This window comes from Streptomyces sp. NBC_00285 (assembly GCF_036174265.1).
In the GTDB taxonomy this organism is placed as follows: Bacteria; Actinomycetota; Actinomycetes; order Streptomycetales; family Streptomycetaceae; genus Streptomyces.
Window position 1 is genome coordinate 7,895,371 of the sequence record NZ_CP108055.1, and the last position, 24,769, is coordinate 7,920,139.

Consider the following 24,769-nt stretch of genomic DNA (forward strand, 5'->3'; position numbering starts at 1 on the left):
GGTCTCCCAGGGCTGAGGGCCAAGGCGCTGACGTTTCCTGGAGTCGGGGTGTTAGGGGATGAAGAGGCAGCAGCGGCCGGTGCGTTGGCGGCATCGGCGTGGGAAACCAGGGCCGTAGCCACACCTTCAGCCGGAGTGGCGGTTCCTCTCGAAACCGATTGGTCAGCCGCATGCGGCTGCGCATGCCGCGTACCGGTGCCTCTGAACATGCGCTGTCTTCACGCTGGTTGTCCAACGAGCCCATCCCGACCACCACTCACCTCCACTCACCTGCTCATCCGCCGTCGGCCCCTCCGAGGCGGAACCACCCCGAAGCTGAACCACCCCGAGGAACTCCGAACTTGAACACCACCCCCGCCGCCGAGGGCCGCGCCTCCACACACCCGAGCAACTTCTCCGGCACCGTCCCCTCTTCGCAGCGACTCCCTCGACCCCACCACACCCCGTCCCAGGGTGGCCCGCCTGAACAGGAGCGCTTGAGTAGCGTCACCGCCGACCTCCTGGATCACCCCGATCCGCACACCGTGGCCGAAGCTGCGACCGTGGAGAACCTGCTGCGCTGCTGGGTCCGCGAAGCCGGCTTCCCTGCGCCCGACAACGGCACCCTCCGCATCCCCCTCCCCGCGAGCGGCATCACCCTTCTCGTCCCCGTCCGCTACTGGTCCCCGACGGGGTGGCACCGCTTCGGCCTCCCTCGTCTCGCCGGTGCCCCGGAGCAGGCCCCGTCGGCCGACGCGGTCACCGTCGCAGCGCTGCTGACCCGTGAGTCAGCGGTGGCGTCCACTGCCACCTCGGGCACCGAACTCACTGCCCGCGTCGCCGACTCCGTCCGCCGCACTGCCACCTTCGTCCGCGAACGCCGCAAGTACCCCGACGACGGCCCGGATCTCTTCCTGACCGCCGAGCAGGCACTCGTCCTCGGCCACCCGCTGCACCCGGCCCCGAAGAGCCGCGAAGGCCTCTCCGAAGCCGAAGGTGCTTCCTACTCACCCGAGTTGCGAGGCTCCTTTCCTCTGCACTGGCTCGCAGTCGATCCCTCCCTCCTCGCCGCGGACTCGGCCTGGACCGAACGTGGTCGACCCGTCACCGCCGCTCAGCTCACCCGGCGCCTGGCCGGACCCGACCTGCAATTGCCCGACGGCCACACCGCTCTGCCGCTGCATCCCTGGCAGCTCCGGGAGGTCCGGCACCGCCCCGAAACCGCCCCGCTGTTCGATGCCGGGCTGCTCCGGGACCTCGGTGCCCATGGCTCCTCGTGGCATCCGACCTCCTCCGTCCGCACGGTCCATCGCTCCGGTGCCCCTGCCATGCTCAAACTCTCGCTGGGCCTGCGCATCACCAATTCCCGCCGTGAGAACCTCCGCAAAGAGCTACACCGTGGTGTCGAGGTGCACCGGCTCCTGCGGGCGGGTCTGTCCACGGAGTGGCAGGCGGTCCACCCCGCATTCGACATCGTCCGCGACCCTGCTTGGCTTGCCGTCGACGTGCCGGACGGCAACCCCGCACCGGGTCTCGACGTGATGATCCGGCACAACCCGTTCCTCCTGTCGAGCGACGCCTCCTGCATCGCCGGTCTGGTGTCTCCCCGTCCCCAAGCCCGCCTTGGTGCCACTGCTGGTCGCCCGGAAACGGACCGCCCAGAAACAAACCGTGTGGACGCGGACCGTCAGGCCACGGACCGGGCGAACTCGAATCCCCTGGTCTGGCGGTCCCGGCTCTCCGAGGTCGTCGGGCGTCTCACCGCCCGGACTGGCCGCCCGCGGGGAGCCGTCGCCGCCGAGTGGTTCCTGCGCTATCTCGAACAGGTCGTCCGCCCGGTGCTGTGGCTCGACGGGGAGGCCGGGATCGCGCTGGAAGCGCACCAGCAGAACACCTTGGTCCTGCTGGACGCCGACGGCTGGCCCGTAGGCGGTCGCTATCGCGACAACCAGGGCTACTACTTCCGCGAGTCCCGACGCGCGGAGCTGGAGGCCCGGCTGCCCGGTATCGGCGAGCACAGCGACACCTTCGTCTCCGACGAGGTCTCTGACGAGCGCTTCGCCTACTACCTGGCGATCAACAACGTCCTCGGCCTCATCGGAGCCTTCGGCTCCCAGCGTCTGGCCGACGAACGGCTGCTGCTCGCAGCCTTCCGTCGCTTTCTCGGCGATGCGGCCTCCGGGCCCACCCGACTGCGCACCACCCTCCCCGGCCGTCTGCTCGACTCGCCCGTCCTGCGCTGCAAGGCCAATCTGCTGACCCGCGTCCACGGCCTGGACGAACTCGTCGGCCCGGTCGACACCCAGTCCGTCTACGTCACCATCGCCAACCCCCTTCACATCTGAGGAACATGACCCACCCCGCCTCTTGAGAGGAGCGCCCCCGTGTCTCCCACCGACGCGCGTGCAGACGCCCATTCCACCCCCTTCGCCGACGTCGGCATCCGAACCGGTACCTCTCCGGACCGCACAGCGGACAGCCAGGCCCGGGGTACCGGTCGCGGCTCCTACAACGAGGACACCCTGGACCTGCGTCTGCCCGAGGATCTCCTCGCACTCGTCAAGACCGACGGCCCAGGCCCAGGTCCAGGTTCAGGAGGAAGCGGGTTCCAGAGCTGGGGCGTCGGCACCGCCCCGCCCGGCTCGCTCGACCCGACCGACGGTGACCTCCTCGACGGCATCGTCGACTGGGGACCGATCACCACCCCGGCAGGCGCGTTCCAACTCGTGCCCGTAACCGTCGAGCGGGATGTGCCACTCGTCTGCCGTTGGATGAACGACCCTGTCGTCACCAGGTTCTGGGAGCTGGCCGGGCCCCAGCACGTGACGGAGAACCATCTGCGACCCCAGCTCGCCGGGGACGGCCGCAGCATGCCCTGCCTCGGAGTGCTGGAGGGCAACCCGATGAGCTACTGGGAGATCTACCGGGCAGACCTCGATCCGTTGGCCCGCCACTATCCGGCCAGACCGCACGACACCGGTATCCACCTCCTCATCGGTACCGGCACCGATCGCGGGCGCGGTCTCGGCAGCACCCTTGTGAAAGCTGTCGCCGATCTCGTCCTCGACAAGCGACCGGCCTGTGCCCGCGTCGTCGCGGAGCCCGACCTTCGCAACATCCTGTCCATCGCCGCCTTTCTGAGCGCAGGTTTCCGTCTCTCCGCCGAGGTGGACCTGCCCGACAAGCGGGCGGCCCTCTTGGTCCGAGACCGGTCTCTGCGCGATCTGATATAGCCGTGCGTCATCGTGCAATCACTTTTGGTACACCGCTCGCGTCGAATTGGTTCCGGTCTCGGAAGAAGTTTTTTTTGCGACGCCATCGGAGTCCCTGACTCTCACTGCCCTCTGGTGAGATATCGGTCATTTACGGCCAACAAGGGACTGGTCTCGGTACCGGCCGGATCGGGCCCGGTCCAAAGCGAGCCAAGTCGCCCCGGACCGGCACCCCCATCCGCTACCCCACCACGGAGCTCCCGGTCTTGATCCCGCTCGTCGTCACCGCCTTGATCACCCTGATGTCAGTGCCGGGCCGTAGGGTGGTCGCGCTATGACGAAGCCCTCACTCCCCGAACTCCTGCATGCTGCCGTCACTGCCGTCGGCGGTGCGGAGCGCCCCGGCCAGGTGACCATGGCCGAATCCGTTGCGGACGCGATCGACGACAGTTCCCACCTGCTCGTGCAGGCCGGCACCGGTACCGGAAAGTCGCTGGGCTATCTCGTGCCCGCGCTTGCACACGGGGAGCGGGTCGTCGTCGCGACGGCGACCCTGGCCCTCCAGAGACAGCTGGTAGAGCGCGACCTGCCGCGCACGGTCGAGGCGCTGCACCCGCTGCTGCGCCGCCGCCCGGAGTTCGCGATGCTCAAGGGCCGGTCGAACTACCTGTGTCTGCACCGGCTTCACGAGGGTGTGCCGCAGGACGAGGAGGAGGGACTCTTCGACCAGTTCGAGGCGGCTGCCCCCACCAGCAAGTTGGGCCAGGATCTGCTCCGGCTGCGGGACTGGTCGCAGGACACCGAGACCGGTGACCGTGACGACCTCACGCCGGGCGTGTCCGACCGAGCCTGGGCGCAGATCTCCGTGTCCTCCCGCGAGTGTCTGGGCGCCACGAAGTGCGCCTACGGCGCCGAGTGCTTCGCCGAGATGGCCCGCGAGCGCGCCAAGCTCGCCGAGGTCGTCGTCACCAATCACGCGCTGCTTGCGATCGACGCCATCGAAGGTGCGCCGGTCCTGCCGCAGCACGAGGTATTGATCGTCGACGAGGCGCACGAGCTGGTCTCCCGGGTCACCGGCGTCGCCACCGGTGAACTCACTCCCGGCCAGGTCAACCGGGCGGTCCGCCGCGCCGCGAAACTTGTCAACGAGAAGGCCGCCGACCAGCTCCAGACAGCCGCCGAGGGCTTCGAACGGCTGATGGAACTCGCCCTGCCCGGTCGACTCGAGGAGATCCCGGAGGACCTCGGGTATGCGCTCATGGCGCTGCGCGATGCCGCCCGCACGGTCATCTCCGCGATCGGCGCGACCCGCGACAAGTCGGTCCAGGACGAGGACGCGGTCCGCAAACAGGCCCTGGCCTCCGTGGAGTCGGTGCACGACGTGGCGGAGCGGATCACGAACGGCTCGGAGTGGGACGTCGTCTGGTACGAACGGCATGACCGTTTCGGAGCCTCCTTGCGGGTGGCTCCCATGTCGGTCTCAGGTCTGCTGCGGGAGAAGTTGTTCGCGGACCGCTCAGTGGTCCTCACCTCGGCGACGTTGAAGCTGGGCGGCGACTTCAACGGCGTGGGCGCGTCCCTGGGTCTCGCCCCGGAGGGGACCGAGGGCGAGGACCTGCCGAAGTGGAAGGGGCTCGACGTGGGTTCGCCCTTCGACTACCCCAGGCAGGGCATCCTCTACGTCGCCAAGCATCTGTCGCGCCCTGCGCGCGACGGCGACCGCGTGGACATGCTCGACGAACTGACCGAGCTCATCCAGGCGGCCGGCGGTCGAACCCTGGGCTTGTTCTCGTCCATGAAGGCCGCCCAGTTGGCCGCGGAGGAACTGCGGTCCCGCATTCCGGAGTTCCCGATCCTCCTCCAGGGCGAGGAGACCCTCGGTGAGCTGATCAAGAACTTCGCGGCCGACCCTAAGACCTGTCTCTTCGGCACGCTGTCGCTCTGGCAGGGCGTCGACGTCCCCGGCCCCAGCTGTCAGCTGGTCGTCATGGACAAGATCCCGTTCCCGCGCCCCGACGACCCTCTGATGAGCGCTCGTCAGAAGGCGGTGGAAGAGGCGGGCGGCAACGGCTTCATGGCGGTCGCGGCCACCCACGCCGCCCTGCTGATGGCCCAGGGCGCAGGCCGCCTGGTCCGCGCCACGGGAGACCGTGGCGTCGTCGCCGTACTGGACCAGCGGCTGGCCACCGCGCGATACGGCAGCTATCTGAAGGCGTCCCTGCCGGACTTCTGGTACACCACGGACCGTAACCAGGTCCGCAGGTCGCTCACGGCGATCGATGCCGCGGCGAAGTCGATCGAGGCGGCGGACCTTGTGGCCGAAGCCGAGAAGGCGCAGGCGGAAACAGAATGATCGCGGTTGGTCTGTCCCTTACCGGCGACAGACCAACCGCGATGAGCGCCTGCCCGGTGACAGAGCCATCCGTCACCGGGGCCGGACAGCGCAGGGCCCCGGAACCGGCGCAGGGGTTCCGGGGCCCGGTCGAATCGGCGAGGCCTGTTGCGGTGCTCAGATGCGCCGCAGTACTGCCACTACCTTGCCGAGGATGGTCGCGTCGTCGCCGGGGATGGGCTCGTACGCGGAGTTGTGGGGGAGGAGCCAGACGTGGCCGTCCTCGCGCTTGAAGCGCTTGACGGTGGCCTCGCCGTCGAGCATCGCGGCCACGATGTCGCCGTTCTCGGCGACGGGCTGGCGGCGGACGGTGACCCAGTCGCCGTCGCAGATCGCGGCCTCGATCATCGAGTCACCGACCACCTTGAGGACGAACAGCTCACCATCGCCGACGAGCTGACGGGGAAGGGGGAACACGTCCTCGACGGATTCCTCGGCGAGGATCGGTCCACCGGCGGCGATCCGGCCGACCAGCGGGACGTACGACGCGGCGGGCTTGCCCGCGGTGTCCGTGGGCTGCGCCGACGTGCCCTGGTCGGAGCCGCGCACCTCGTACGCGCGTGGGCGATGCGGGTCGCGGCGCAGGAAGCCCTTGCGTTCCAGTGCCATCAGCTGGTGTGCGACCGAGGAGGTGCTGGACAGGCCCACTGCCTGGCCGATCTCCCGCATGGACGGCGGGTAGCCGCGCCGCTGCACGGAGTCCCTGATGACCTCGATCACCCGTCGCTGCCGGTCGGTGAGTCCCGAGCTGTCTGCACGGATGCCTGGAGGCCGCCCCGGCAGGGAGCGCTTTTGTCCCTCGGGATTCGCGGCTTCATTCATCGCATGCACCGGCTCGAGTCGGCCCTGGGAACGGTCCTGGGCAGTGATGGTGGCACTGTCTGCGGTCGTGGTCACGTCGGCCCCTCTCGATGGTCTCCCTGCTGGACAACGGTAGTTGCTTTCGAAAGGTTGCGCCAAACACACGTTCGAGTGAAAAATCGCGAAGCGTCTTACGCGATCACATGTCTGGGTGTATGGCTGACGCGCCGCCTACCGAAGAAAAGGGCCTATTGCTGTACTCTTCACCGCCGGATGGCGCCCTCGCGGGGTGTCGCCCCAGTCTGCCACCCGGTGACCAGCCAACCGGGTACCGGCTCCCATCTCTGCGGGAATCCCACGTCCCCTCCTTGTGGCGCCCACGGTATCTCCGCATGCGGGGCAGCGATACGGCTGCGCGTCGTGTTCGCCGGGGGTCGGAGCGGTCGTACGGCACAGGGTCATACATGCGCGACACGCGTGTACGGCGTGTATGCCGTGCCAATCCCTACATGTAGTGCTTGGATTGCTACAGCAGCCCAGAAGTTGTGGTCCCCCGGGTCTCCACGCCCGCTGCGATCGCCTATGCTGGGGGCTGCTTCGAGGGGCCCATGGGGCTCAGCGAGGCTATTGAGTCTGCTGTGAGGAGGGTTGGGAGTTCATGCACTGCCCCTTCTGCAGGCACCCCGACAGCCGTGTCGTCGACAGTCGTACGACCGACGACGGCACGTCGATTCGCAGGCGCCGCCAGTGCCCGGACTGCTCCCGTCGTTTCACGACCGTGGAGACGTGCTCGCTGATGGTGGTCAAGCGGTCCGGAGTCACCGAGCCGTTCAGCCGTACCAAGGTCATCAACGGTGTGCGCAAGGCATGCCAGGGGCGACCTGTCACCGAGGACGCGCTCGCGCAGCTCGGCCAGCGGGTCGAGGAGGCGGTGCGGGCCACCGGGAGCGCCGAGTTGACCACCCATGACGTGGGGCTGGCCATACTCGGCCCGCTGCAAGAGCTCGATCTCGTCGCGTATCTGCGATTCGCCTCCGTCTACCGGGCGTTCGACTCGCTCGAGGACTTCGAGGCCGCGATCACGGAACTGAGGGACGAGACGGGACCCCCCACCGCGGACGACGAGGACCGCGGAGAGGCTGTGGACGGCGAAGAGGCCGTCGGGGGGAGCCAAGAAGACGATCGCGGGCCCGGAGGGACTGTTCAGGTCCCCGTGCCCGCCCGCGCCGCCGACTGATCGGCGGGCCGGACCGGGCCAAGCCCCCGGAGCGGCCGGACGGCGGCGAACCAAGACCTGTTGCGGGCGGTAGCGAGTGGGTGCCCGCGACACCAGACAGAACACCGTGCCCACGGGAACATCCGGGCACTTCAGGGCGTTTTAGCCCGTACAGGGAGGCGGCATGACAGAGACGGCGAGCGGTCCGGCACGGAGTTCCCGCGCCAAGACCACGAAGGCGACCAAGGGCCTGCGTATCGAGCGCATCCACACCACCCCCGGCGTGCATCCGTACGACGAGGTGGTCTGGGAGCGCCGTGACGTCGTCATGACCAACTGGCGCGACGGCTCGGTCAACTTCGAGCAGCGCGGCGTCGAGTTCCCCGGCTTCTGGTCGGTGAACGCGGTCAACATCGTCACCAGCAAGTACTTCCGCGGTGCCGTCGGCACCCCCCAGCGCGAGGTGAGCCTCAAGCAGCTCATCGACCGCATCGTGAAGACGTACCGGAAGGCCGGCGAGGACTACAAGTACTTCGCCTCGCCCGCCGACGCGGAGATCTTCGAGCACGAACTGGCGTACGCCCTCCTGCACCAGATCTTCAGCTTCAACAGCCCCGTGTGGTTCAACGTGGGTACGCCCCAGCCGCAGCAGGTCTCGGCCTGCTTCATCCTGGCCGTCGACGACTCCATGGAGTCGATCCTCGACTGGTACAAGGAAGAGGGCATGATCTTCAAGGGCGGCTCCGGCGCCGGCCTGAACCTCTCCCGCATCCGCTCCTCCAAGGAGCTGCTGTCCTCGGGCGGTAACGCCTCCGGTCCGGTCTCCTTCATGCGTGGTGCCGACGCCTCCGCAGGAACGATCAAGTCGGGTGGCGCCACGCGTCGCGCCGCCAAGATGGTCATCCTCGACGTCGACCACCCCGACATCGAGGACTTCATCGAGACCAAGGTGAAGGAGGAGGAGAAGATCCGCGCCCTGCGTGACGCGGGCTTCGACATGGACCTGGGCGGCGACGACATCACGTCCGTCCAGTACCAGAACGCCAACAACTCGGTCCGCGTGAACGACACGTTCATGAAGGCCGTGGAGACGGGCGCCAAGTTCGGCCTGACGTCCCGCATGACCGGCGAGGTCATCGAGGAGGTCGAGGCCAAGACCCTGTTCCGCAAGATGGCCGAGGCCGCCTGGGCCTGCGCCGACCCGGGCATTCAGTACGACGACACCATCAACCACTGGCACACCTGCCCGGAGTCCGGCCGCATCAACGGCTCGAACCCGTGCAGCGAGTACATGCACCTGGACAACACGTCCTGCAACCTCGCCTCGCTGAACCTGATGAAGTTCCTCAAGGACGACAGCAAGGGCCACCAGTCCTTCGAGGTCGAGCGCTTCGCGAAGGTCGTCGAACTCGTCATCACCGCGATGGACATCTCCATCTGCTTCGCGGACTTCCCGACCCAGAAGATCGGCGAGAACACGCGCGCGTTCCGCCAGCTCGGCATCGGCTACGCCAACCTCGGCGCCCTGCTGATGGCGACCGGCCACGCGTACGACTCGGACGGCGGCCGCGCCCTGGCCGGCTCCATCACCTCCCTGATGACCGGCACGTCGTACAAGCGTTCCGCCGAACTCGCCGCTGTCGTCGGCGCGTACGACGGCTACGCGCGCAACGCGCAGCCGCACCTGCGCGTCATGAAGCAGCACGCTGACGAGAACACCAAGGCCGTCCGCATCGACGACCTGGACTCGCCGATCTGGGCCGCCGCCACGGAGGCCTGGCAGGACGTGGTCCGCCTCGGTGAGAAGAACGGCTTCCGCAACGCGCAGGCGTCGGTCATCGCCCCGACCGGCACCATCGGTCTCGCGATGTCCTGCGACACCACCGGTCTTGAGCCCGACCTGGCACTGGTCAAGTTCAAGAAGCTGGTCGGCGGCGGCTCGATGCAGATCGTCAACGGCACGGTTCCGCAGGCCCTGCGCCGCCTGGGCTACCAGGAGGAGCAGATCGAGGCGGTCGTCGCCCACATCGCCGAGAACGGCAACGTGATCGACGCCCCCGGCCTCAAGCACGAGCACTACGAGGTGTTCGACTGCGCCATGGGCGAGCGCTCCATCTCCGCGATGGGCCACGTCCGCATGATGGCCGCCATCCAGCCGTGGATCTCCGGAGCCCTGTCCAAGACGGTCAACCTGCCGGAGACGGCGACGGTCGAGGACGTCGAAGAGGTCTACTTCGAGGCATGGAAGATGGGCGTCAAGGCGCTCGCCATCTACCGTGACAACTGCAAGGTCGGCCAGCCTCTCTCCGCCAAGACCAAGGAGAAGGAGAAGACCGCGGTCACGGCGAAGGCCGAGGAGACGATCCGTAGCGCGGTCGAGAAGGTCGTCGAGTACCGTCCGGTCCGCAAGCGCCTCCCCAAGGGCCGTCCCGGCATCACGACGTCCTTCACGGTCGGCGGCGCCGAGGGCTACATGACGGCCAACTCCTACCCGGACGACGGTCTCGGCGAGGTCTTCCTGAAGATGTCCAAGCAGGGCTCCACCCTCGCGGGCATGATGGACGCTTTCTCCATCGCCGTCTCGGTGGGCCTGCAGTACGGCGTGCCGCTGGAGACGTACGTCTCGAAGTTCACCAACATGCGCTTCGAGCCGGCCGGTATGACGGATGACCCGGACGTGCGGATGGCGCAGTCGATCGTCGACTACATCTTCCGCCGCCTGGCGCTGGACTTCCTTCCCTTCGAGACGCGCTCCGCGCTCGGCATCCACTCCGCCGAAGAGCGTCAGCGCCACCTTGAGACCGGCTCCTACGAGCCGACCGAGGAGGAGGTCGACGTCGAGGGGCTGGCCCAGTCGGCGCCGCGCACCCAGGAGCTGAAGGCCGTCGTCACCCCGAAGGTTGAGGTCGTGGCGGCCGAACCGGCTCCGAAGCAGGTCCACACCAGCGCTGAGCTGGTGGAGATGCAGTTGGGCATCCAGGCCGACGCCCCGCTGTGCTTCTCGTGCGGTACGAAGATGCAGCGGGCCGGTTCCTGCTACATCTGCGAGGGCTGCGGCTCGACCAGTGGTTGCAGCTGACATGAGCTAGCGGTCCAGGGCGGTGCAGTCGGAACACGACTGTGCCGCCCTCGGCTTTTCCGATTCTCCACAAGGCGATCACGGGTTAGGCTCCCCCAGCGCACGACCGGCGCGTAGAGCAGGGTGGGGGACACGGGGAACATGGCCGAGCAGCAGATCGCCGATGCCGTAACGGGTGGGGGACAGTCCGACAAGGGCCCCAGCGAGTGGGGTCAGGCCCTCGCCGCACTGGTGGTGGTCGGGGGGCTCGCAGCTCTTCTGTTGTCAGGGACCTTTCAGCAAAAGTCCAGCGACCCCGAGCCGGCCATGTGTGACGCCACGGATGACGCGAGGCCCTCGAAGCCCGTATCCGGAGCGCAGTTGTGCACGGCGCTGAACCGGACGGACCTCCCCACGCTGCTCGGCACACCGACCGAGTCCGCGATGAACGCCAGCGGCAACGAGAGCGCGAGTACCTGGGCCGACGGGACCAAGTCCGTCACACCCGAGGCGGAGGTCCAACTGGCCACCTACTCCGTGAAACTCTCGACGTCGGACGACGACATTGCGGTGGCCGACATGGCCGCCTTCCTGGGGAGTACCGCGCAGGCCAGGACCATAGGCGGGCACCCGGCGGTCCTCTACTCGGACCGGACCATCGCCTTGAAATTCACCTTCGGTGGTAGCGGCAAGGTCGACACCGGTCCCGGCGGCATCGCCCGCAGCCTGCTGGTCGCCAAGGACATCAAGGACGGCGGCGGCTTCTACGAAGTCGCCATATGGCGCCAGGACGATGTCGTGCCCGATGACGTCGCGTTGCTCCGTGTCGCCGAGACGGTGCTGCCGACGGTCCCCGGATGGACCGTCGGCTGACGGGTCACGCCCGGCCCATTTCCCTGGTGAAGGTCGCCGGGTCGTCGTCGAAGCCGTTGATCCCGGGGTGGAAGTCCCAACTGCCGGATTCCTGGCGTAGGAACTCCCCGATCGTCGCGGCCGTCGCGCCGAGAACGCTGCCGAAGTCGTCCTCGGCCAGGACCGTGTAGCCCTCACGGATGCGCAGAGCCGGGTTGGCCACGCCGACGAAGGTGCGGTGCGCGGAGCGCTGCTGGATGACCGCGCCGACCACCACACGCGTGTACCGGGCGTCCAGCCGCTCGAGTTCGAGGGTCATCACCTCGTCCCACCCGAAGCCCTTGCCGTCCTTGCTGTCCCGGTTGAGATAGATGGTGCCGTCGGGGGATCGGCTGTCGAAGTGCACCACATAGGCGGGATCGCCGTACGGATCGCCCGCCACGTAGGTCGCGGCGACGATGTCCAGGTCGGTGTCCGGCTGCCCCGTCGGACTCGGATCCCACTTGAGTGCGACTTCGACCTTGCGGATCCCCTTGTTGATCGCGCTCACCAGATGTCCCCTTCCCCCTGTGTCCACGGCCCGAACTGCCGGTCAGGCAAGACCGGTTGTCCATCCTGCCATGCGTGTCTGTCACATGCGGGTCACCGCTGCCGCCGAGCGTGACCGCCGCCACGCTCCGTGGCCTTACGATGGCGCGGTGCTGGTCAAGTGGATTCGCTGCACCGTGGTGGACCGCCGCGGCTTCGAGCGGGGGCAGCGAAAGTGGGCGGGGCTTCTGGGAGAGCCGGGGTTTCGGGGACAGGGCGGAGGCTGGAGCCGGGGGCGACAGGGTGTGGCGCACGTCTTCTCCTTCTGGGAGAGCCGTTCCTTCTACGACTCCTTCATGGCGCGTTCCCATGACCGGCTCGCGGCGACTCAGTCGGGAACGTTCAAGGACATCCAGGTCAAGTTGTTCGACCATCGCTTCGATGTGAAGACAGGCTTCGAGCCGCGCTTCACCGACACCGACCTGGTGCGGTTCGCCCACTGTCGTGTCCACGAGGAGCGTGCGGAGCACTTCGCGCTGATGCAGGAGAAGGTCTGGAACCCTGCGATGGCCGGTTCGCCCGGCATGATCCGCGGACTGTTCGGCGAGGCCCCGGGGCACGAGTTCCTGGTGCTCTCCATGTGGAGGTCGGCCGCAGAGCATGGCAAGTACCGCACCGAACGGGTGGAACGGCTCACTCTGCGCGCCCAGACGGAGGCCGACGTCGCCGCCCTCACAGGCGACATCGTGGATCTCGAACCGGCCTGGACAGTTTGAGATCCGGACTCGCTACGACCTCGACACGAGTGCTCCCATATGTGGCTCGTGGTACAGAAACTGTGTGACCTACGCCGTATGGAGCCCCTACGAGTGCTCGATCCGGGCTCACTCGATCTAGGGTTTTGGCATGGCACGACCACGGCGCATCGTCCTTGTCCGGCACGGGGAGTCAACGGGCAATGTTGATGACACTGTGTATGAACGCGAACCCGACCACGCCCTGGCCCTGACTGAGCAGGGCTGGAGGCAGGCCGAGGAGGCCGGTAAACGGCTCCGCGAGGTCTTCGGCAGTGAACGTGTCAGCGTGTACGTCTCCCCGTACCGCCGTACACACGAGACACTTCGGGCCTTCCATCTGGACCCCGATCTCATACGGGTCCGCGAGGAACCTCGCCTGCGGGAGCAGGACTGGGGAAACTGGCAGGACCGCGACGACGTACGCCTCCAGAAGACCTACCGGGACGCCTACGGGCATTTCTTCTACCGGTTCGCCCAGGGCGAGTCCGGGGCCGACGTGTACGACCGGGTCGGCGGCTTCCTGGAGAGCCTGTTCCGCAGCTTCGAGGCCCCCGACCATCCGCCGAACGTTCTGATCGTGACGCACGGCCTGGCCATGCGGCTGTTCTGCATGCGCTGGTTCCACTGGACGGTCGCGGAATCCGAGTCCCTGGCGAACCCGGGGAACGCGGAGATGCGGATGCTCGTTCTCGGGGACGACGGCAAGTACGCACTGGACCGGCCATTCGAACGCTGGCGAGATCCGGAACCGTACGGGATCACCGACTAGAGTGGCAGACCGATGACCGCTGACTCCACTCCCGACGGGCGGCTGGAGCGCGCCCTGGCCAGCCTGCGCGGTCTGGCCGTGGGGGACGCGCTGGGCTCGCAGTTCTTCGTGCCGGTGAACTATCCCCTGCTGAAGGACCGCGAGGTGCCGCCCGGCCGCTGGCAGTGGACGGACGACACCGAGATGGCCTGCTCCGTGGTGGCCGTCCTGGCCACCCACCACCGCATCGACCAGGACGCACTGGCCCACTCGTTCGCCGATCACCACGACTTCGACCGGGGTTACGGCCCCGCCGTGAACCGTTTGCTGCGACTGGTCCGGGAGGGCGGCGACTGGCGCGAGCTCGCCGCGGCCCTCTTCAACGGGCAGGGATCCTGGGGCAACGGTGCCGCGATGCGTATCCCGCCCCTTGGGGCCTACTACGCCGACGACCCGGAGCAGGCGACCCACCAGGCGGAGATCTCGGCGTACCCCACGCACCAGCACCGTGAGGCCGTCGTCGGTGCCATGGCCGTCGCCGCGGCCGCCGCGCTGGCGGCCGGTCCCGATGGTCCGCCAAGCCCCGGAGCGCTTCTCGACGGCGTCATCGCGCTCGTCCCGAAGAGTGCCGTCGGGGCGGGCCTGCGGCGGGCCCGGGACATGCTGGACTACGGAGACGCCTCCACCGTCGCGGCCGTGCTGGGCTGCGGGCGCCGGACGACAGCCCACGACACTGTGCCTTTCGCCCTCTGGTCGGCCGCAAGGTCCCTCGGCGACTACGAAGCGGCGTTCTGGACGACCGCCCAGGTCGGTGGGGACGTGGACACGACCTGCGCCATCGTGGGCGGTGTGGTCGCCGCGGGGAAGGCCGGGACGCCGCCCGCCGAGTGGATGGAGCGGACCGAGGTCTTTCCCGAATGGCTGCGATTGCGGGTGTAAGGACCCCACGACCGCATCGTCGGAACTCTCCGTGCATGTCGGGAACTCTGCGTGACCGCCTGATCGTTGTCGTGGCAGTTGCCGTGCGACGCATGAGCTGGTGCGCGCAGAAGTCACGCGGGAGGCGGGAGGTGTGGTCATGGGGTTGTCGTGGGTGGTCGTGTTCGTCTGCTCGCTGTCGCTGTTGTCCGTGTGGATGGCCGGGCCGTCGTCCTCGTGGCCGGTCCCCCAGGCCCGGCCCGGCCATCCGCGGCTCGTCGTGAGCTCGGCCGGATCAGCCGAGACCCGGACCGGCCGTGCCGGCGAGCGCATCGAGGTCGCTCTTGCGGACCTTGATCACCAACCCGGCGCTGACCAGGGCGAGTACGGCCATCGCGGCAGCCGCGATGAAACCCGTCGAGATGCCCTGAGCGAGCACTTCATGCCCCCACGGAGCGGGGAGCTGGTGCGTCTTGGCGAACTCCGCCTTCTGCTCCGCCGAACCGTCGGCCATGAAGTGCGGCAGTTGCTTCTCCGCCTCGTCCCTGCTGGCCGATCCGAACACCGTCGTCAGAATGGACAGGCCAAGGGAACCGCCCACCTGCTGCGTTGCGTTGAGCAGGCCGGAGGCGGCACCCGCCTCGTGCGGGGCGACGCCGGAGACCGCCGTGATCGTCAGTGTCACGAAGTTCAGGCCCATGCCGAAACCGAAGATCAGCATGGGGCCCAGTACCCCGCCCGCGTAGGAACTGTCGGAGCTGATGAGCGCCTGCCAGGCGAGCCCGGTCATCGCGAGCGCAGAGCCCGTGAGCATGAACGGCTTGGGGCCGAGCACCGGCAGGAACCGCTGCGACAGGCCCGCACCCAGCGCGATCACAACGGTCACGGGCAGGAAGGCGAGGCCGGCCTGGATCGGGCTGTAGTCCAGCACGTTCTGCACGAAGAGCACGATGTAGAAGAACATGCCGAACATCGCGGCAGCCAGGCTCAGCATGATCACGTACGTGCCCGAGCGGTTACGGTCGGCGAACATCCGCAGGGGAGTGATCGGCTCCTTGGCGCGCGACTCGATGAATGCGAAGGCGAGCAGGAGTACCACGGCGATACCGAAGGACCCGATCGTCAGGCTGTCCTGCCAGCCCTCGTCGGCGGCCCGGATGAAGCCGTAGACGAGCAGGGCCATGCCTCCGGTGGAGGTGAGGGCACCTGCGATGTCGAAGCGGCCGGTGTGTCGCTCGGACTCGTTGATGTACAGCGGGGCCAGTACCGCGATCAGTACACCGATCGGGACGTTGACGAAGAGCACCCACCGCCAGTCGAGCCATTCAGTGAGCATGCCTCCCGCCAGCAGGCCGATGGCGCCACCGCCCGCGGAGACGGCGGCGAAGACGCCGAAGGCCCGGTTCCGCTCGGGCCCTTCGGGGAACGTGGTGGTGATCAGGGCCAGCGAGGTGGGCGATGCGATCGCGCCTCCCATGCCCTGGAGGACACGTGCGGCCAAGAGCTGCCAGGGCTCCTGGGCGAGTCCGCCGAGCAGCGAGGCGAAGGTGAACAGCAGGATGCCGGTCATGAAGACCCGGCGGCGCCCGAGGATGTCACCTGCCCGGCCGCCCAGGAGGAGCAGGCCGCCGAACGTGAGCGTGTAGGCGCTGACGACCCAAGTGAGGTCGGTGGTGCTGAACTTGAGCGCGTCTTGAATGTGCGGCAGAGCGATGTTCACAATCGTTGCGTCGAGGACCACCATGAGTTGGCAGGCCGCGATGACAGCGAGCGCGATGCCGGGATGTCCTTCCCGGCGGGCCGCACCTGGTTTCTGATTTTTGATCAACTGAGAGGTAGTCACTATGGGTCCCCCACAAGCGCGTTAGTGAACGCTGGCGTTCACTGTTACGGCCACGGTAGTGAGTCCCCAGTAGTGAACGCAAGCGTTCACTTAAGTTTGATGGCGCGTGGCGTATCCCCCTATGGCGCCGTGCGATGTCCCTTCCGTCCCCGGAATTCCCGCTTCCCTGTTCGCTGGAGACACTCAGATGGTTACCTCGCGGTGGTCGGCCGCCCCTGCCCGGACGGCATCCCTCCGTCGGCGCGGCGCCGTGCTGGAGAGCGCGATCCTCGATGCCGCGCTGGAGCAGCTCAGCACGGTCGGCTGGAACGGCCTCACGATGGAAGGTGTGGCAGCCGGAGCCCAGACGGGCAAGGCCGCGGTCTATCGCCGCTGGCCGTCCAAGGAGGACCTCGTCGCGGATGCCCTTCGGGCCGGACTGCCGCGTTTCGAGGAGATTCCCGACCTCGGCGGCGTGCGCGAGGATCTGCTCGAACTGTGCCGACTGGCCCGCGAAGCGATGTTCTCGCGCCCCGGCTTCGCACTGCGCTCCGTCATTCACGAATGCGATCAAGTCCAGGCGGAGCGCTTCCATGCGGTGATCTTCAACGGGGTCGTGGAGCCAAGTGTCAAACTGCTGCGTGAGATCGTCACCCGAGGTATTGAGCGGGGTGAGGTGCGGCCGGATGCGGCCAACGACTATGTGTTCGATGCCATTCCCGCCATGATGATGTATCGCTCCAAGATGCGCGGCAGCGAATGGGGTGACGGGGATGTCGAGGAAATGATCGACCAGTTCGTCCTGCCGCTGCTGCGGTCCACCGGTCCGTGATCGCTGATCGTCCGGGTTTCGGTACCGCCCTGGGAGGTCATGGTGCCGCCGGGTGATCCGGGCGGCGTAAGCTATGGGCGCCATGCCGTACGAACCGCCTACTCACGCCGTCGAGCGCTCCCTGCGCGCCACCACCGGAGCAAAGATCATTGCCGGTGTCGACGAGGTGGGGCGAGGTGCCTGGGCCGGCCCTGTCACCGTCTGTGCGGCGGTCACCGGACTGCGCCGACCGCCCCAAGGTCTCACCGACTCCAAGCTGCTCAGAGTCAAGCGCCGCACGGAACTTGCCGCGGAACTGCGGACATGGGTGACGTCGTATGCCCTGGGGCACGCGACTCCGGAGGAGATCGACGACCTGGGGATGACGGCCGCTCTGCGGATCGCCGCCGTGCGCGCCCTGGAGACTCTTCCGGTCCGCCCCGACGCGGTGATCCTCGACGGGAAGCACGACTACCTCGGGTCGCCGTGGAAGGTCAGGACCGTCATCAAGGGCGACCAGTCCTGTGTGTCGGTCGCGGCGGCCTCGGTGATCGCCAAGGTTCAGCGCGACAAAATGATGGCCGAACTGGGTGTCGACCATGCAGACTTCGCTTTTGCGGCCAACGCCGGGTATCCGTCACCCGTGCACAAGGCCGCCTTGGAGGTTCGGGGCCCCACCCCGTACCACCGGTTGTCGTGGGCGTATCTTGATGCGCTGCCCCAGTGGCAGCACCTCAAGAAGGCCCGCAGTTGGGCGAACGGAAGCGCTCCGAAGATCGAGGGTCAGCTCGGCTTCGACTTCTGACGATTCCGTTCGCACTGATGTGCCACCCGCTGACGCGAGCCGCACGAACGTTTGATAGACATCAGCCCATGCCTCTCATTCCCGAGGAGTCTCAGATTCACGAGAGTGCCCAGGGTCCCCGCACCGCGCCGACCCCCCGTCCCGTACCCGGTCCCCGCCCCGTGGCTCCGCCGCGCCCCGGTCGTCCCGGCCCCCTGCGGCCCACGCCGCCGGTGCAACGGACGCCGCACGACGTGGCCGTGGCCAAGCCCGGACTGCCGGGCCCCGCTGCCTCCGCAGCCACCACTGCCCCCGCCACCTCCGTTCCGGCTCCGGTTTCGGTGACTCCGCAGATCCAGCTCATCCCGGCCTCGGCCGCTGGTGCGCTCGATGCTGCCGAGGAAGCCGTCGACCTGCTGCTGGAGTCGGGCCGTGCCCCCGGTGACGTGCTGGTGATCACCACCGGCGAACGCCATCCGTGGGCCGCACACGAACTGTCCTTCGGTGAAGCCGCCTACTGGGCGCAGCACGACGCCGGTGACGACGTGTTCTACGCGGACGCCACCACGGCCTCGCGTGCCGCGTCGCGGCCCGTGGTAGTGGTCGCCGTGAACGGCGATTCCGTCGCTCTCGCCGATGCGCTGCCTCTGGCCCGCGCGCGAGCCGGCGCCCTGTTGATCGTCTGTGGCGAACCGCAGAAGATCAACTCGGCGCTGGGCGCCGGGGTCTGAGCCGGTTCCGGTACGACTGGGGGACGCCGGGGGGTGAGGAAAGGTGCCGCATGCGCGGCACCTGCTCGGCGAGACTTCCGGCATGCCCGCGCCCACGGGCCGGTGCATGCCTCGCGATTCACGCCCTGCCCCTTCCAGGACGCACGCCCGGTGCGCCATGAAGTCGTGGGCCGTACGTCGGGGACGTACGGCCGCGGAACGGCGACCTGGGACGCCTCTGGGGTCTTCAGCGGGCCGCCGCGCGGCGCAGGACCTCCGAGGCGACGCCACCGGTACGCGGTAGCAGGGGCGGTGACTCGGACGTCGCGAAGGGCTCCGGCGCGGAGTCGGCGTTCGGCCGACGACCGCCGCGTCCTTCGCCGAGGACCTGCCAGCCGTCGCGCGTCAACGTGATGTACGCCCCGCAGCGCAGCCCATGCAGGGTGCAGGCATCACGCAGGCCCCACATCCACGCGCCGTCCTCTTCCGTCCAACGCGCGTCGCCCTCACGGCAGTAGAGAAGCACGGCGGTGCGCACAGGGGTGCGGCGCCGCAGATCGTGCGGGATCACCCGGCGCAGCTGGGCGAGCAGGGTGTTCCGGAACATCCAGCCGTCGGCCGGTGCCGGGCGGCGCGTGAACGAGGCGCTCGCCCGCAATCGTTCGTCCGGGTCGAGGACCGCCACGATCGCGGTCGCCGGCTTGGGGCGGTGCCGTGAGTGCAGCCCGCTGACGACCTCGCGCGGATTGCGCAGCAGTGGGATGCCGGCCTCGGCCCACTCCGAGGGTTCGAGCAGACGGGCCAGAGGGTTGACGGATGCGGCGGACAGGTCGGCTGACGACATGGACGCCGCAGAGGACGGAGCGAATCCGAAGGTCACGGTCCTCCCTTCGGCTACGCGCCCATACTGCGGGCGGGGTCGGATTCGGGGGAGCGCGCACCGCAGCAGAGCCCTACCGGTCCACGGACGAGCCGTGCGGGGAGCGGACCTCAATTCTTCCTGTCGAACTTGGTTGCGGCAACGAGCAATTGGGCCTGCCGACCCGAATCAGATGGTTAGTGGCTTATATCCCTACCCAGTGTTTTGCCGGACGATGCCTGAGGCTTCCGAGCCCGGCCCTTCGCGGCCCGAACCGGCACACGCGTGTGGAGCGATATCGCCTCTGGTGCTTCTCCGTCCCGTACCGCCCGTGCCAGAAGGCACAGCGGCGGGATGCCTGACCGCGCACCCGCCCGGCGCCTGACCGCAACACCCGCCGGGCGGCGACCGGCGTGCATCGAGGGGGACACGGAGGGGCCTACGGAGCTGTCCGTGTGCAGGTGAGGACCCGAGGAGCGGGGTACGGCGATCTCGCTGTTGTGGAGCGTTGGGCATGGACATGGAGGCCGGGGAGCCGACACCAAGTCTGCGGGTTCGCGCGGTGTCAGTGCTGTGGGGTTGCATGGAGGCATGAGCGACTTGGATTTGCGTGCCGAGGCTGATGCTGTGCTGGCCCGTCTGGTGGACGGGGGTGGCGGGGCCCGTCTGCGTGAGGATCAGTGGCAGGCGATCGAGGCACTGGTGGTGGGGCATCGGCGTGCGTTGGTGGTGCAGCGGACAGGGTGGGGGAAGTCTGCCGTGTACTTCGTCGCCACGTCGCTGCTGCGGCGGCGGGGCGCGGGCCCGACGGTGATCATTTCGCCGTTGCTGGCGTTGATGCGGAACCAGGTGGAGTCGGCGGCACGGGCCGGTATTGCCGCGCGGACGATCAACTCGGCCAATCCCGAGGAGTGGGACGCGATCCAGACCGAGGTCGCGGCGGGGACCGTGGACGTCTTGCTGGTCAGTCCGGAGCGCTTGAACTCGCCTGATTTCCGTGAGGCGGTGCTGCCGCGGCTGGCGGCGACGACCGGCCTGCTGGTGGTCGACGAGGCGCACTGCATCTCGGACTGGGGGCATGACTTCCGGCCCGACTACCGGCGGTTGCGCACAATGCTGGTGGAGTTGCCTGCGGGTGTGCCGGTGCTGGCCACGACGGCGACCGCGAACGCGCGAGTGACTGCGGATGTGGCCGAGCAGTTGGGTACCGGGGGCGGTGAGGCCCTGGTTCTGCGAGGTCCGCTGGACCGGGAGAGCCTGCGCCTGGGAACGCTGCAACTGCCGGACGCGGCGCACCGGCTGGCGTGGCTGGGGGAGCGGCTGGGGGATCTGCCGGGTTCAGGGATCATCTACACGTTGACGGTGGCGGCGGCTGAGGAGGTCGCGGCGTTCCTGCGGCAGCGCGGGTACCCGGTGGCTTCCTACACGGGAAAGACGGAGAACGCCGACCGGTTGCAGGCGGAGGAGGACCTGCTGGCGAACCGGGTGAAGGCGCTCGTGGCGACCTCGGCCCTGGGGATGGGCTTCGACAAGCCGGATCTGGGATTCGTCGTGCATCTGGGGTCACCCTCGTCTCCGATCGCCTATTACCAGCAGGTGGGGCGCGCGGGGCGTGGTGTGGACAACGCGGATGTGCTGCTGCTGCCCGGTCGGGAGGACGAGGCGATCTGGGCGTACTTCGCCTCGGTGGGCTTCCCTCCCGAGGAGCAGGTGCGGCGCACGCTGGCGGTCCTGGAGGAGGCGGGTCGTCCGTTGTCGCTGCCGGCGCTGGAGCCGCTGGTGGATCTTCGGCGCTCGCGCCTGGAGTCGATGTTGAAGGTCCTGGACGTGGACGGGGCGGTCAAGAGGGTGAAGGGTGGCTGGACCGCCACCGGGCAGCCGTGGGCGTACGACGCGGAGCGGTACGCCTGGGTCGCGAAGCAACGGGAGGCGGAGCAGCAGGCCATGCGGGACTACGTGGCGACCACGGGGTGCCGCATGGAGTTCCTGCAGCGGCAGCTCGACGACGAGAAGGCGGCCCCCTGTGGGCGCTGCGACAACTGCGCCGGACCCTGGCTCGATCTTGCCGTCTCCTCCGGTGCCCTCGCGGGCGCGGCCGGTGAGCTGGACCGGCCGGGGGTCGAGGTCGACCCTCGTCGCATGTGGCCCACGGGCATGGCGGCGGTCGGCGTCGACCTCAAGGGCCGTATCCCCGCGGGCCAGCAGGCGGCCGTGGGACGGGCGCTGGGCAGGTTGTCGGACATCGGCTGGGGCAACCGTCTGCGTCCGCTGCTGTCGGCGCAGGCGCCGGACGGGCCGGTCCCGGACGAGGTGCTGGCAGCCGTGGTGACGGTGGTGGCCGACTGGGCGCGTTCGCCGGGCGGCTGGGCCAGCGGTGCCCCCGACGCGGTGGCGCGGCCGGTGGGGATCGTCGCCATGCCGTCCCGCACCCGGCCGCAACTGGTCGCCTCCCTGGCCGAGGGAGTGGCCCGGGTCGGCAGGCTTCCGCTGCTGGGCAGCCTGGTCTACACCCCGCAGGCTGAGGAGTATGCGGCGCACCGCAGCAATTCGGCCCAGCGGCTGCGTGCCCTGGCCGCCTCCTTCACTGTGCCCGACGAACTCGCCGCTGCCCTGGCCGGCGCCTCCGGCCCGGTGCTGTTGATCGACGACTACACCGACTCCGGCTGGACCCTGGCTGTTGGCGCACGCCTTCTGAGTCAGGCCGGTGCGGACCGGGTGCTCCCTCTGGTCCTTGCCCTGGCCGGATAGACGTTCACGGGCCTCCGGTCCTGGGCATCCTGGGGGCTCAGGTGGCGGCTGTCGAGTTCGCCCATCTGCTCATCAAGCATCCCGCACACCTGGCCCCCTCCATGGCCACGGGTCGTCCCGTCGGCGCCTTCGCCCAACTCCGCCCTGTTCGTGTGCGTCATGCCTACAGACAAGCGGACGCCATCGACATCGGGGTGCTCCGGCGGCCGACCTGTGGACGAAGGAATGCCCGTTGTCGTGGCCCTGATCGGACTTATCCACAGGGCCAACCGGAACATCGCGATCCGCGAGATCGTCTGCGCATGACGAATCACAGCGAAACGACCGGATCCGCAGCAAACGGCAACGACGGCGGACGGGGCAGTGGTGGGAAGCGCAGCGACGGACGGGACGGTGAAGGCTCGGGGATCGGCGACCGCATCGGAATCGACGCACACGGCGCCGAACATCAGGTCACCCTGCGGACCCCGGGTGAGCTGGCCGACGCCTTGCCCTACTTGCTGGGATACCGCCCCGAAGACAGCATCGTCCTTGTCGCCCTGCACGACCGGGGCGGTCGCGGGCGGTTCGGCGGGCGGGCCCGGCTCGGCATTCCCGCCAACGAGGACGACTGGGCGGCCGTGGCCCGGCAGTTGGCCCACGGACTGATCACCGGCAGCGAGCGCAGGGGCGCCCACCCCGAGCAGATGGTCGCCTACCTCTGTCAGGAACCGGCTGCCGGTGAGACCGGACGGCAGATCACGGACAGGCTTGCCCCGCTCGCCGCGCTGCTGCGTACCGAGTGCGGTCGACTCGACGTTCCTGTGATCGAGGCGTTGTGCATCTCCGACGGCCGCTATTGGTCGTACTGCTGTCCGAGTGAGGCGTGCTGCCCTGCGGAGGGACTCCCGATGGGTCTGCCCGGTACCTCGGTACTCGCCGCCGCGGCCACCTACGCCGGGCTACAGGTACGTGGCACGCTGCGGGAGTTGCGGGCCAGGCTGCAACCCTGGGAGACCGCTGCCGCACTGGAACAGGAAGTCGCCCTGGACACCGCCGGCATGGCGCTGGTCCCCAGGATGCTCGACTTGACTAGCCGGGTCGAGGTGGCTGAGGAGACACTGCGGTCGGCCCGGCGCACCATGACACGTTTCGCCGAAGCGCCCCTCATGCCGGGCAACCTTCGGGCGGACCTGCGGGACGACGAACTGCTGGGGCACGACGAAGCGGCGAAACTCATCCTCGGCCTCCAGGACCGTACGACCCGGGACCGCGCCGCCGAGTGGATGGAAGCCGAGGAAGCCGGACCGGCCCTGCGGTTGTGGCGCGCGCTGGCCCGTCGGTGCGTCGGGCCCTACGGCGAACATGCGGCGGCCCCGCTCACTCTCGCCGGATGGGTCGCGTGGTCCATGGGCGACGAGATCGAGGCCAGGGAAGCGCTGGCCATGGCCCTGGGCGCGGATCCCAGCTATCTCTTCGCCAGGCTCCTGCACCAGGCCTGCAACGAAGGGCTGGACCCGGAGTCGATCCGCAGCTGCCTGCGTGCGGAACGAGAGGGGCGCCATCGCGAAGAACACGCGTGCTCGGCGTCCGCGCAATCTTCCGACGCGGAGAGGGCCGACGGCCTGGCCCTGCCGCCCAATGCGAGCTGCGACGGGGACCAGGCGGCATCCTCGCTCGGTACCGCGGGGGCGCTACCGGCGTTGCCGTCCCTTGCCGACGGGGCGCTGTCGCCATGCCCGGCTGAAATCGTTGGGGCAATTCCGGCGCCCGCACCCGATGCCGACAAGCCCCTTCCGGCATCCCCGTCCGCCACAACTTCCCGCCGCCGCAAGCGGGTACGTCCCGGCGCTCGCGCTGACGCCCGTCCGAACCCGGCGGAACGGGAAAAGCGAGCGTCCAGCATGGAGGAAGCCCACCCGCGCTCGCGGCCGGTCGGCAGCGCGCGCCCCGGCGCCGTCCGTCGACGCGCCATGGGCCAGGACGACGCGCACCGCCCCGAGGGTGCACGGCCCGGGGGTAGCGCCGCAGAGGAGGAGGGATGAACGACCGCTGGAAACGTGTCGCACGAGCGTGGTCCCACCTGCGCAGTCGGGCGGCGACTCCGACCCGCCGCCATTCGGTCGGCTTCCATGCCGGCGGGCGTGACCCTGAACAGGCCCGTCCCGTTCACCTGAGTGGCGGAACACCCGACTGGGCCGTGCCGTCGTCCTGCCCTTCTCCTTCAGGAGCCCGGCATCGGGTGCCGAACACGCCCGAGCCGCGCAGAGCGCAGAGGAAGCGTCCCTTGCATCAGCCGACTCCGCCCTCCGCAGACAACGGTCGCCCCGCCCTCGGCGCCCCGACGACGGCTCGGAGCGGAAGTGCGGGTCCGCCGTCGTGGGCCGCGGACCTCGGTATGCCCGAGCCAGATTTCCCGACCGGAACCCAGCGCACCTCGGTGACACCGGAGCGCAGCCGGGGCACGGCTCAGGGAACGGGTGGCAGGGCCCCCGTTGCCTCGGCGCCGTGGGAGCGTGAGCCGTCACCGTCAGCGGCGGCGTCGTGGGACGGAG

The 24,769-nt window shown here is 68.7% G+C and carries 18 protein-coding genes; 14 read left to right on the forward strand and 4 right to left on the reverse strand.

Annotated features, from left to right (window positions below; translation table 11 throughout):
* Positions 1-341 precede the first annotated feature (341 nt).
* From OHT57_RS36430 to OHT57_RS36440, 3 genes are all read left to right on the forward strand, one after another.
* A complete protein-coding gene (locus OHT57_RS36430) occupies positions 342-2,324 on the forward strand; it encodes an IucA/IucC family protein (RefSeq protein WP_443053524.1) in 1,983 nt (660 codons plus the stop codon).
* Between the two features lie 39 nt (positions 2,325-2,363).
* The gene (locus OHT57_RS36435; RefSeq protein ID WP_328751014.1) at positions 2,364-3,212 is read left to right on the forward strand and encodes a GNAT family N-acetyltransferase; all 849 of its coding nucleotides are present in this window, start codon (positions 2,364-2,366) and stop codon (positions 3,210-3,212) included.
* 313 nt (positions 3,213-3,525) lie between these two features.
* Entirely contained in the window at positions 3,526-5,544 is a 2,019-nt protein-coding gene (locus tag OHT57_RS36440; protein WP_328751015.1) for an ATP-dependent DNA helicase, read from the forward strand.
* A 156-nt stretch (positions 5,545-5,700) separates the two neighbouring features.
* Here OHT57_RS36440 and lexA read toward each other — a convergent pair whose 3' ends face one another.
* A complete protein-coding gene (lexA, locus tag OHT57_RS36445; RefSeq protein ID WP_328751016.1) occupies positions 5,701-6,480 on the reverse strand; it encodes a transcriptional repressor LexA in 780 nt (259 codons plus the stop codon).
* 562 nt (positions 6,481-7,042) lie between these two features.
* On the opposite strand from lexA, the gene nrdR reads away from it, so the two are divergent.
* The 3 genes from nrdR to OHT57_RS36460 all read left to right on the forward strand — a co-directional run bounded on the left by nrdR (position 7,043) and on the right by OHT57_RS36460 (position 11,531).
* Positions 7,043-7,621 carry a transcriptional regulator NrdR gene (gene nrdR, locus OHT57_RS36450; protein ID WP_328751017.1) on the forward strand — a complete coding sequence of 193 codons (579 nt, stop codon included), beginning with the start codon at positions 7,043-7,045 and terminating at the stop codon, positions 7,619-7,621.
* A 163-nt stretch (positions 7,622-7,784) separates the two neighbouring features.
* Entirely contained in the window at positions 7,785-10,679 is a 2,895-nt protein-coding gene (locus OHT57_RS36455; protein ID WP_328751018.1) for a vitamin B12-dependent ribonucleotide reductase, read from the forward strand.
* A gap of 141 nt (positions 10,680-10,820) precedes the next feature.
* Positions 10,821-11,531: a DUF6215 domain-containing protein gene (locus tag OHT57_RS36460; protein ID WP_328751019.1), complete on the forward strand. Its 711-nt coding sequence runs from the start codon at positions 10,821-10,823 to the stop codon at positions 11,529-11,531.
* 4 nt (positions 11,532-11,535) lie between these two features.
* Here OHT57_RS36460 and OHT57_RS36465 read toward each other — a convergent pair whose 3' ends face one another.
* Entirely contained in the window at positions 11,536-12,060 is a 525-nt protein-coding gene (locus OHT57_RS36465; RefSeq protein WP_328751020.1) for a TerD family protein, read from the reverse strand.
* Between the two features lie 148 nt (positions 12,061-12,208).
* Between OHT57_RS36465 and OHT57_RS36470 the strand changes: the two genes are divergently transcribed.
* From OHT57_RS36470 to OHT57_RS36480, 3 genes are all read left to right on the forward strand, one after another.
* Positions 12,209-12,814 (forward strand): YdbC family protein, encoded by a 606-nt coding sequence (locus OHT57_RS36470; protein WP_328751021.1) that lies wholly within the window; start codon positions 12,209-12,211, stop codon positions 12,812-12,814.
* Positions 12,815-12,944: 130 nt separating this feature from the next.
* Positions 12,945-13,604, forward strand: coding sequence for a histidine phosphatase family protein (locus tag OHT57_RS36475; RefSeq protein ID WP_328751022.1), 660 nt, complete (start codon positions 12,945-12,947; stop codon positions 13,602-13,604).
* Between the two features lie 12 nt (positions 13,605-13,616).
* Entirely contained in the window at positions 13,617-14,522 is a 906-nt protein-coding gene (locus OHT57_RS36480; protein ID WP_328751023.1) for an ADP-ribosylglycohydrolase family protein, read from the forward strand.
* A gap of 274 nt (positions 14,523-14,796) precedes the next feature.
* On the opposite strand, the gene OHT57_RS36485 is transcribed toward OHT57_RS36480, so the two are convergent.
* Positions 14,797-16,344, reverse strand: a complete 1,548-nt coding sequence (locus tag OHT57_RS36485; protein ID WP_328751024.1) for an MFS transporter — start codon at positions 16,342-16,344, stop codon at positions 14,797-14,799.
* Positions 16,345-16,531: 187 nt separating this feature from the next.
* Here OHT57_RS36485 and OHT57_RS36490 point away from each other — a divergent pair, with 187 nt between their 5' ends.
* The 3 genes from OHT57_RS36490 to OHT57_RS36500 all read left to right on the forward strand — a co-directional run bounded on the left by OHT57_RS36490 (position 16,532) and on the right by OHT57_RS36500 (position 18,649).
* On the forward strand, positions 16,532-17,155 hold the full coding sequence (locus tag OHT57_RS36490) for a TetR/AcrR family transcriptional regulator (protein WP_328751025.1): 624 nt from the start codon (positions 16,532-16,534) through the stop codon (positions 17,153-17,155).
* A gap of 82 nt (positions 17,156-17,237) precedes the next feature.
* The gene (locus tag OHT57_RS36495) at positions 17,238-17,939 is read left to right on the forward strand and encodes a ribonuclease HII (RefSeq protein ID WP_328751026.1); all 702 of its coding nucleotides are present in this window, start codon (positions 17,238-17,240) and stop codon (positions 17,937-17,939) included.
* A gap of 68 nt (positions 17,940-18,007) precedes the next feature.
* The gene (locus OHT57_RS36500; protein ID WP_328751027.1) at positions 18,008-18,649 is read left to right on the forward strand and encodes a hypothetical protein; all 642 of its coding nucleotides are present in this window, start codon (positions 18,008-18,010) and stop codon (positions 18,647-18,649) included.
* A 226-nt stretch (positions 18,650-18,875) separates the two neighbouring features.
* Here OHT57_RS36500 and OHT57_RS36505 read toward each other — a convergent pair whose 3' ends face one another.
* On the reverse strand, positions 18,876-19,508 hold the full coding sequence (locus OHT57_RS36505) for a hypothetical protein (RefSeq protein ID WP_328751028.1): 633 nt from the start codon (positions 19,506-19,508) through the stop codon (positions 18,876-18,878).
* Positions 19,509-20,078: 570 nt separating this feature from the next.
* Between OHT57_RS36505 and OHT57_RS36510 the strand changes: the two genes are divergently transcribed.
* Together OHT57_RS36510 and OHT57_RS36515 are read left to right on the forward strand one after the other, a co-directional pair.
* Positions 20,079-22,235: a RecQ family ATP-dependent DNA helicase gene (locus tag OHT57_RS36510; protein ID WP_328751029.1), complete on the forward strand. Its 2,157-nt coding sequence runs from the start codon at positions 20,079-20,081 to the stop codon at positions 22,233-22,235.
* A gap of 302 nt (positions 22,236-22,537) precedes the next feature.
* Positions 22,538-24,259, forward strand: coding sequence for a DUF4192 domain-containing protein (locus tag OHT57_RS36515; protein ID WP_328751030.1), 1,722 nt, complete (start codon positions 22,538-22,540; stop codon positions 24,257-24,259).
* The last annotated feature ends 510 nt before the right edge of the window (positions 24,260-24,769 follow it).

Coding starts and splice junctions, on each gene's coding strand:
- OHT57_RS36480 (WP_328751023.1), top strand. CDS start 13,617: ATGACCGCTGACTCCACTCCCGACGGGCGGCTGGAGCGCGCCCTGGCC.
- OHT57_RS36460 (WP_328751019.1), top strand. CDS start 10,821: ATGGCCGAGCAGCAGATCGCCGATGCCGTAACGGGTGGGGGACAGTCC.
- OHT57_RS36440 (WP_328751015.1), top strand. CDS start 3,526: ATGACGAAGCCCTCACTCCCCGAACTCCTGCATGCTGCCGTCACTGCC.
- OHT57_RS36510 (WP_328751029.1), top strand. CDS start 20,079: ATGAGCGACTTGGATTTGCGTGCCGAGGCTGATGCTGTGCTGGCCCGT.
- OHT57_RS36475 (WP_328751022.1), top strand. CDS start 12,945: ATGGCACGACCACGGCGCATCGTCCTTGTCCGGCACGGGGAGTCAACG.
- OHT57_RS36455 (WP_328751018.1), top strand. CDS start 7,785: ATGACAGAGACGGCGAGCGGTCCGGCACGGAGTTCCCGCGCCAAGACC.
- OHT57_RS36500 (WP_328751027.1), top strand. CDS start 18,008: ATGCCTCTCATTCCCGAGGAGTCTCAGATTCACGAGAGTGCCCAGGGT.
- OHT57_RS36515 (WP_328751030.1), top strand. CDS start 22,538: ATGACGAATCACAGCGAAACGACCGGATCCGCAGCAAACGGCAACGAC.
- OHT57_RS36495 (WP_328751026.1), top strand. CDS start 17,238: ATGCCGTACGAACCGCCTACTCACGCCGTCGAGCGCTCCCTGCGCGCC.
- nrdR (WP_328751017.1), top strand. CDS start 7,043: ATGCACTGCCCCTTCTGCAGGCACCCCGACAGCCGTGTCGTCGACAGT.
- OHT57_RS36490 (WP_328751025.1), top strand. CDS start 16,532: ATGGTTACCTCGCGGTGGTCGGCCGCCCCTGCCCGGACGGCATCCCTC.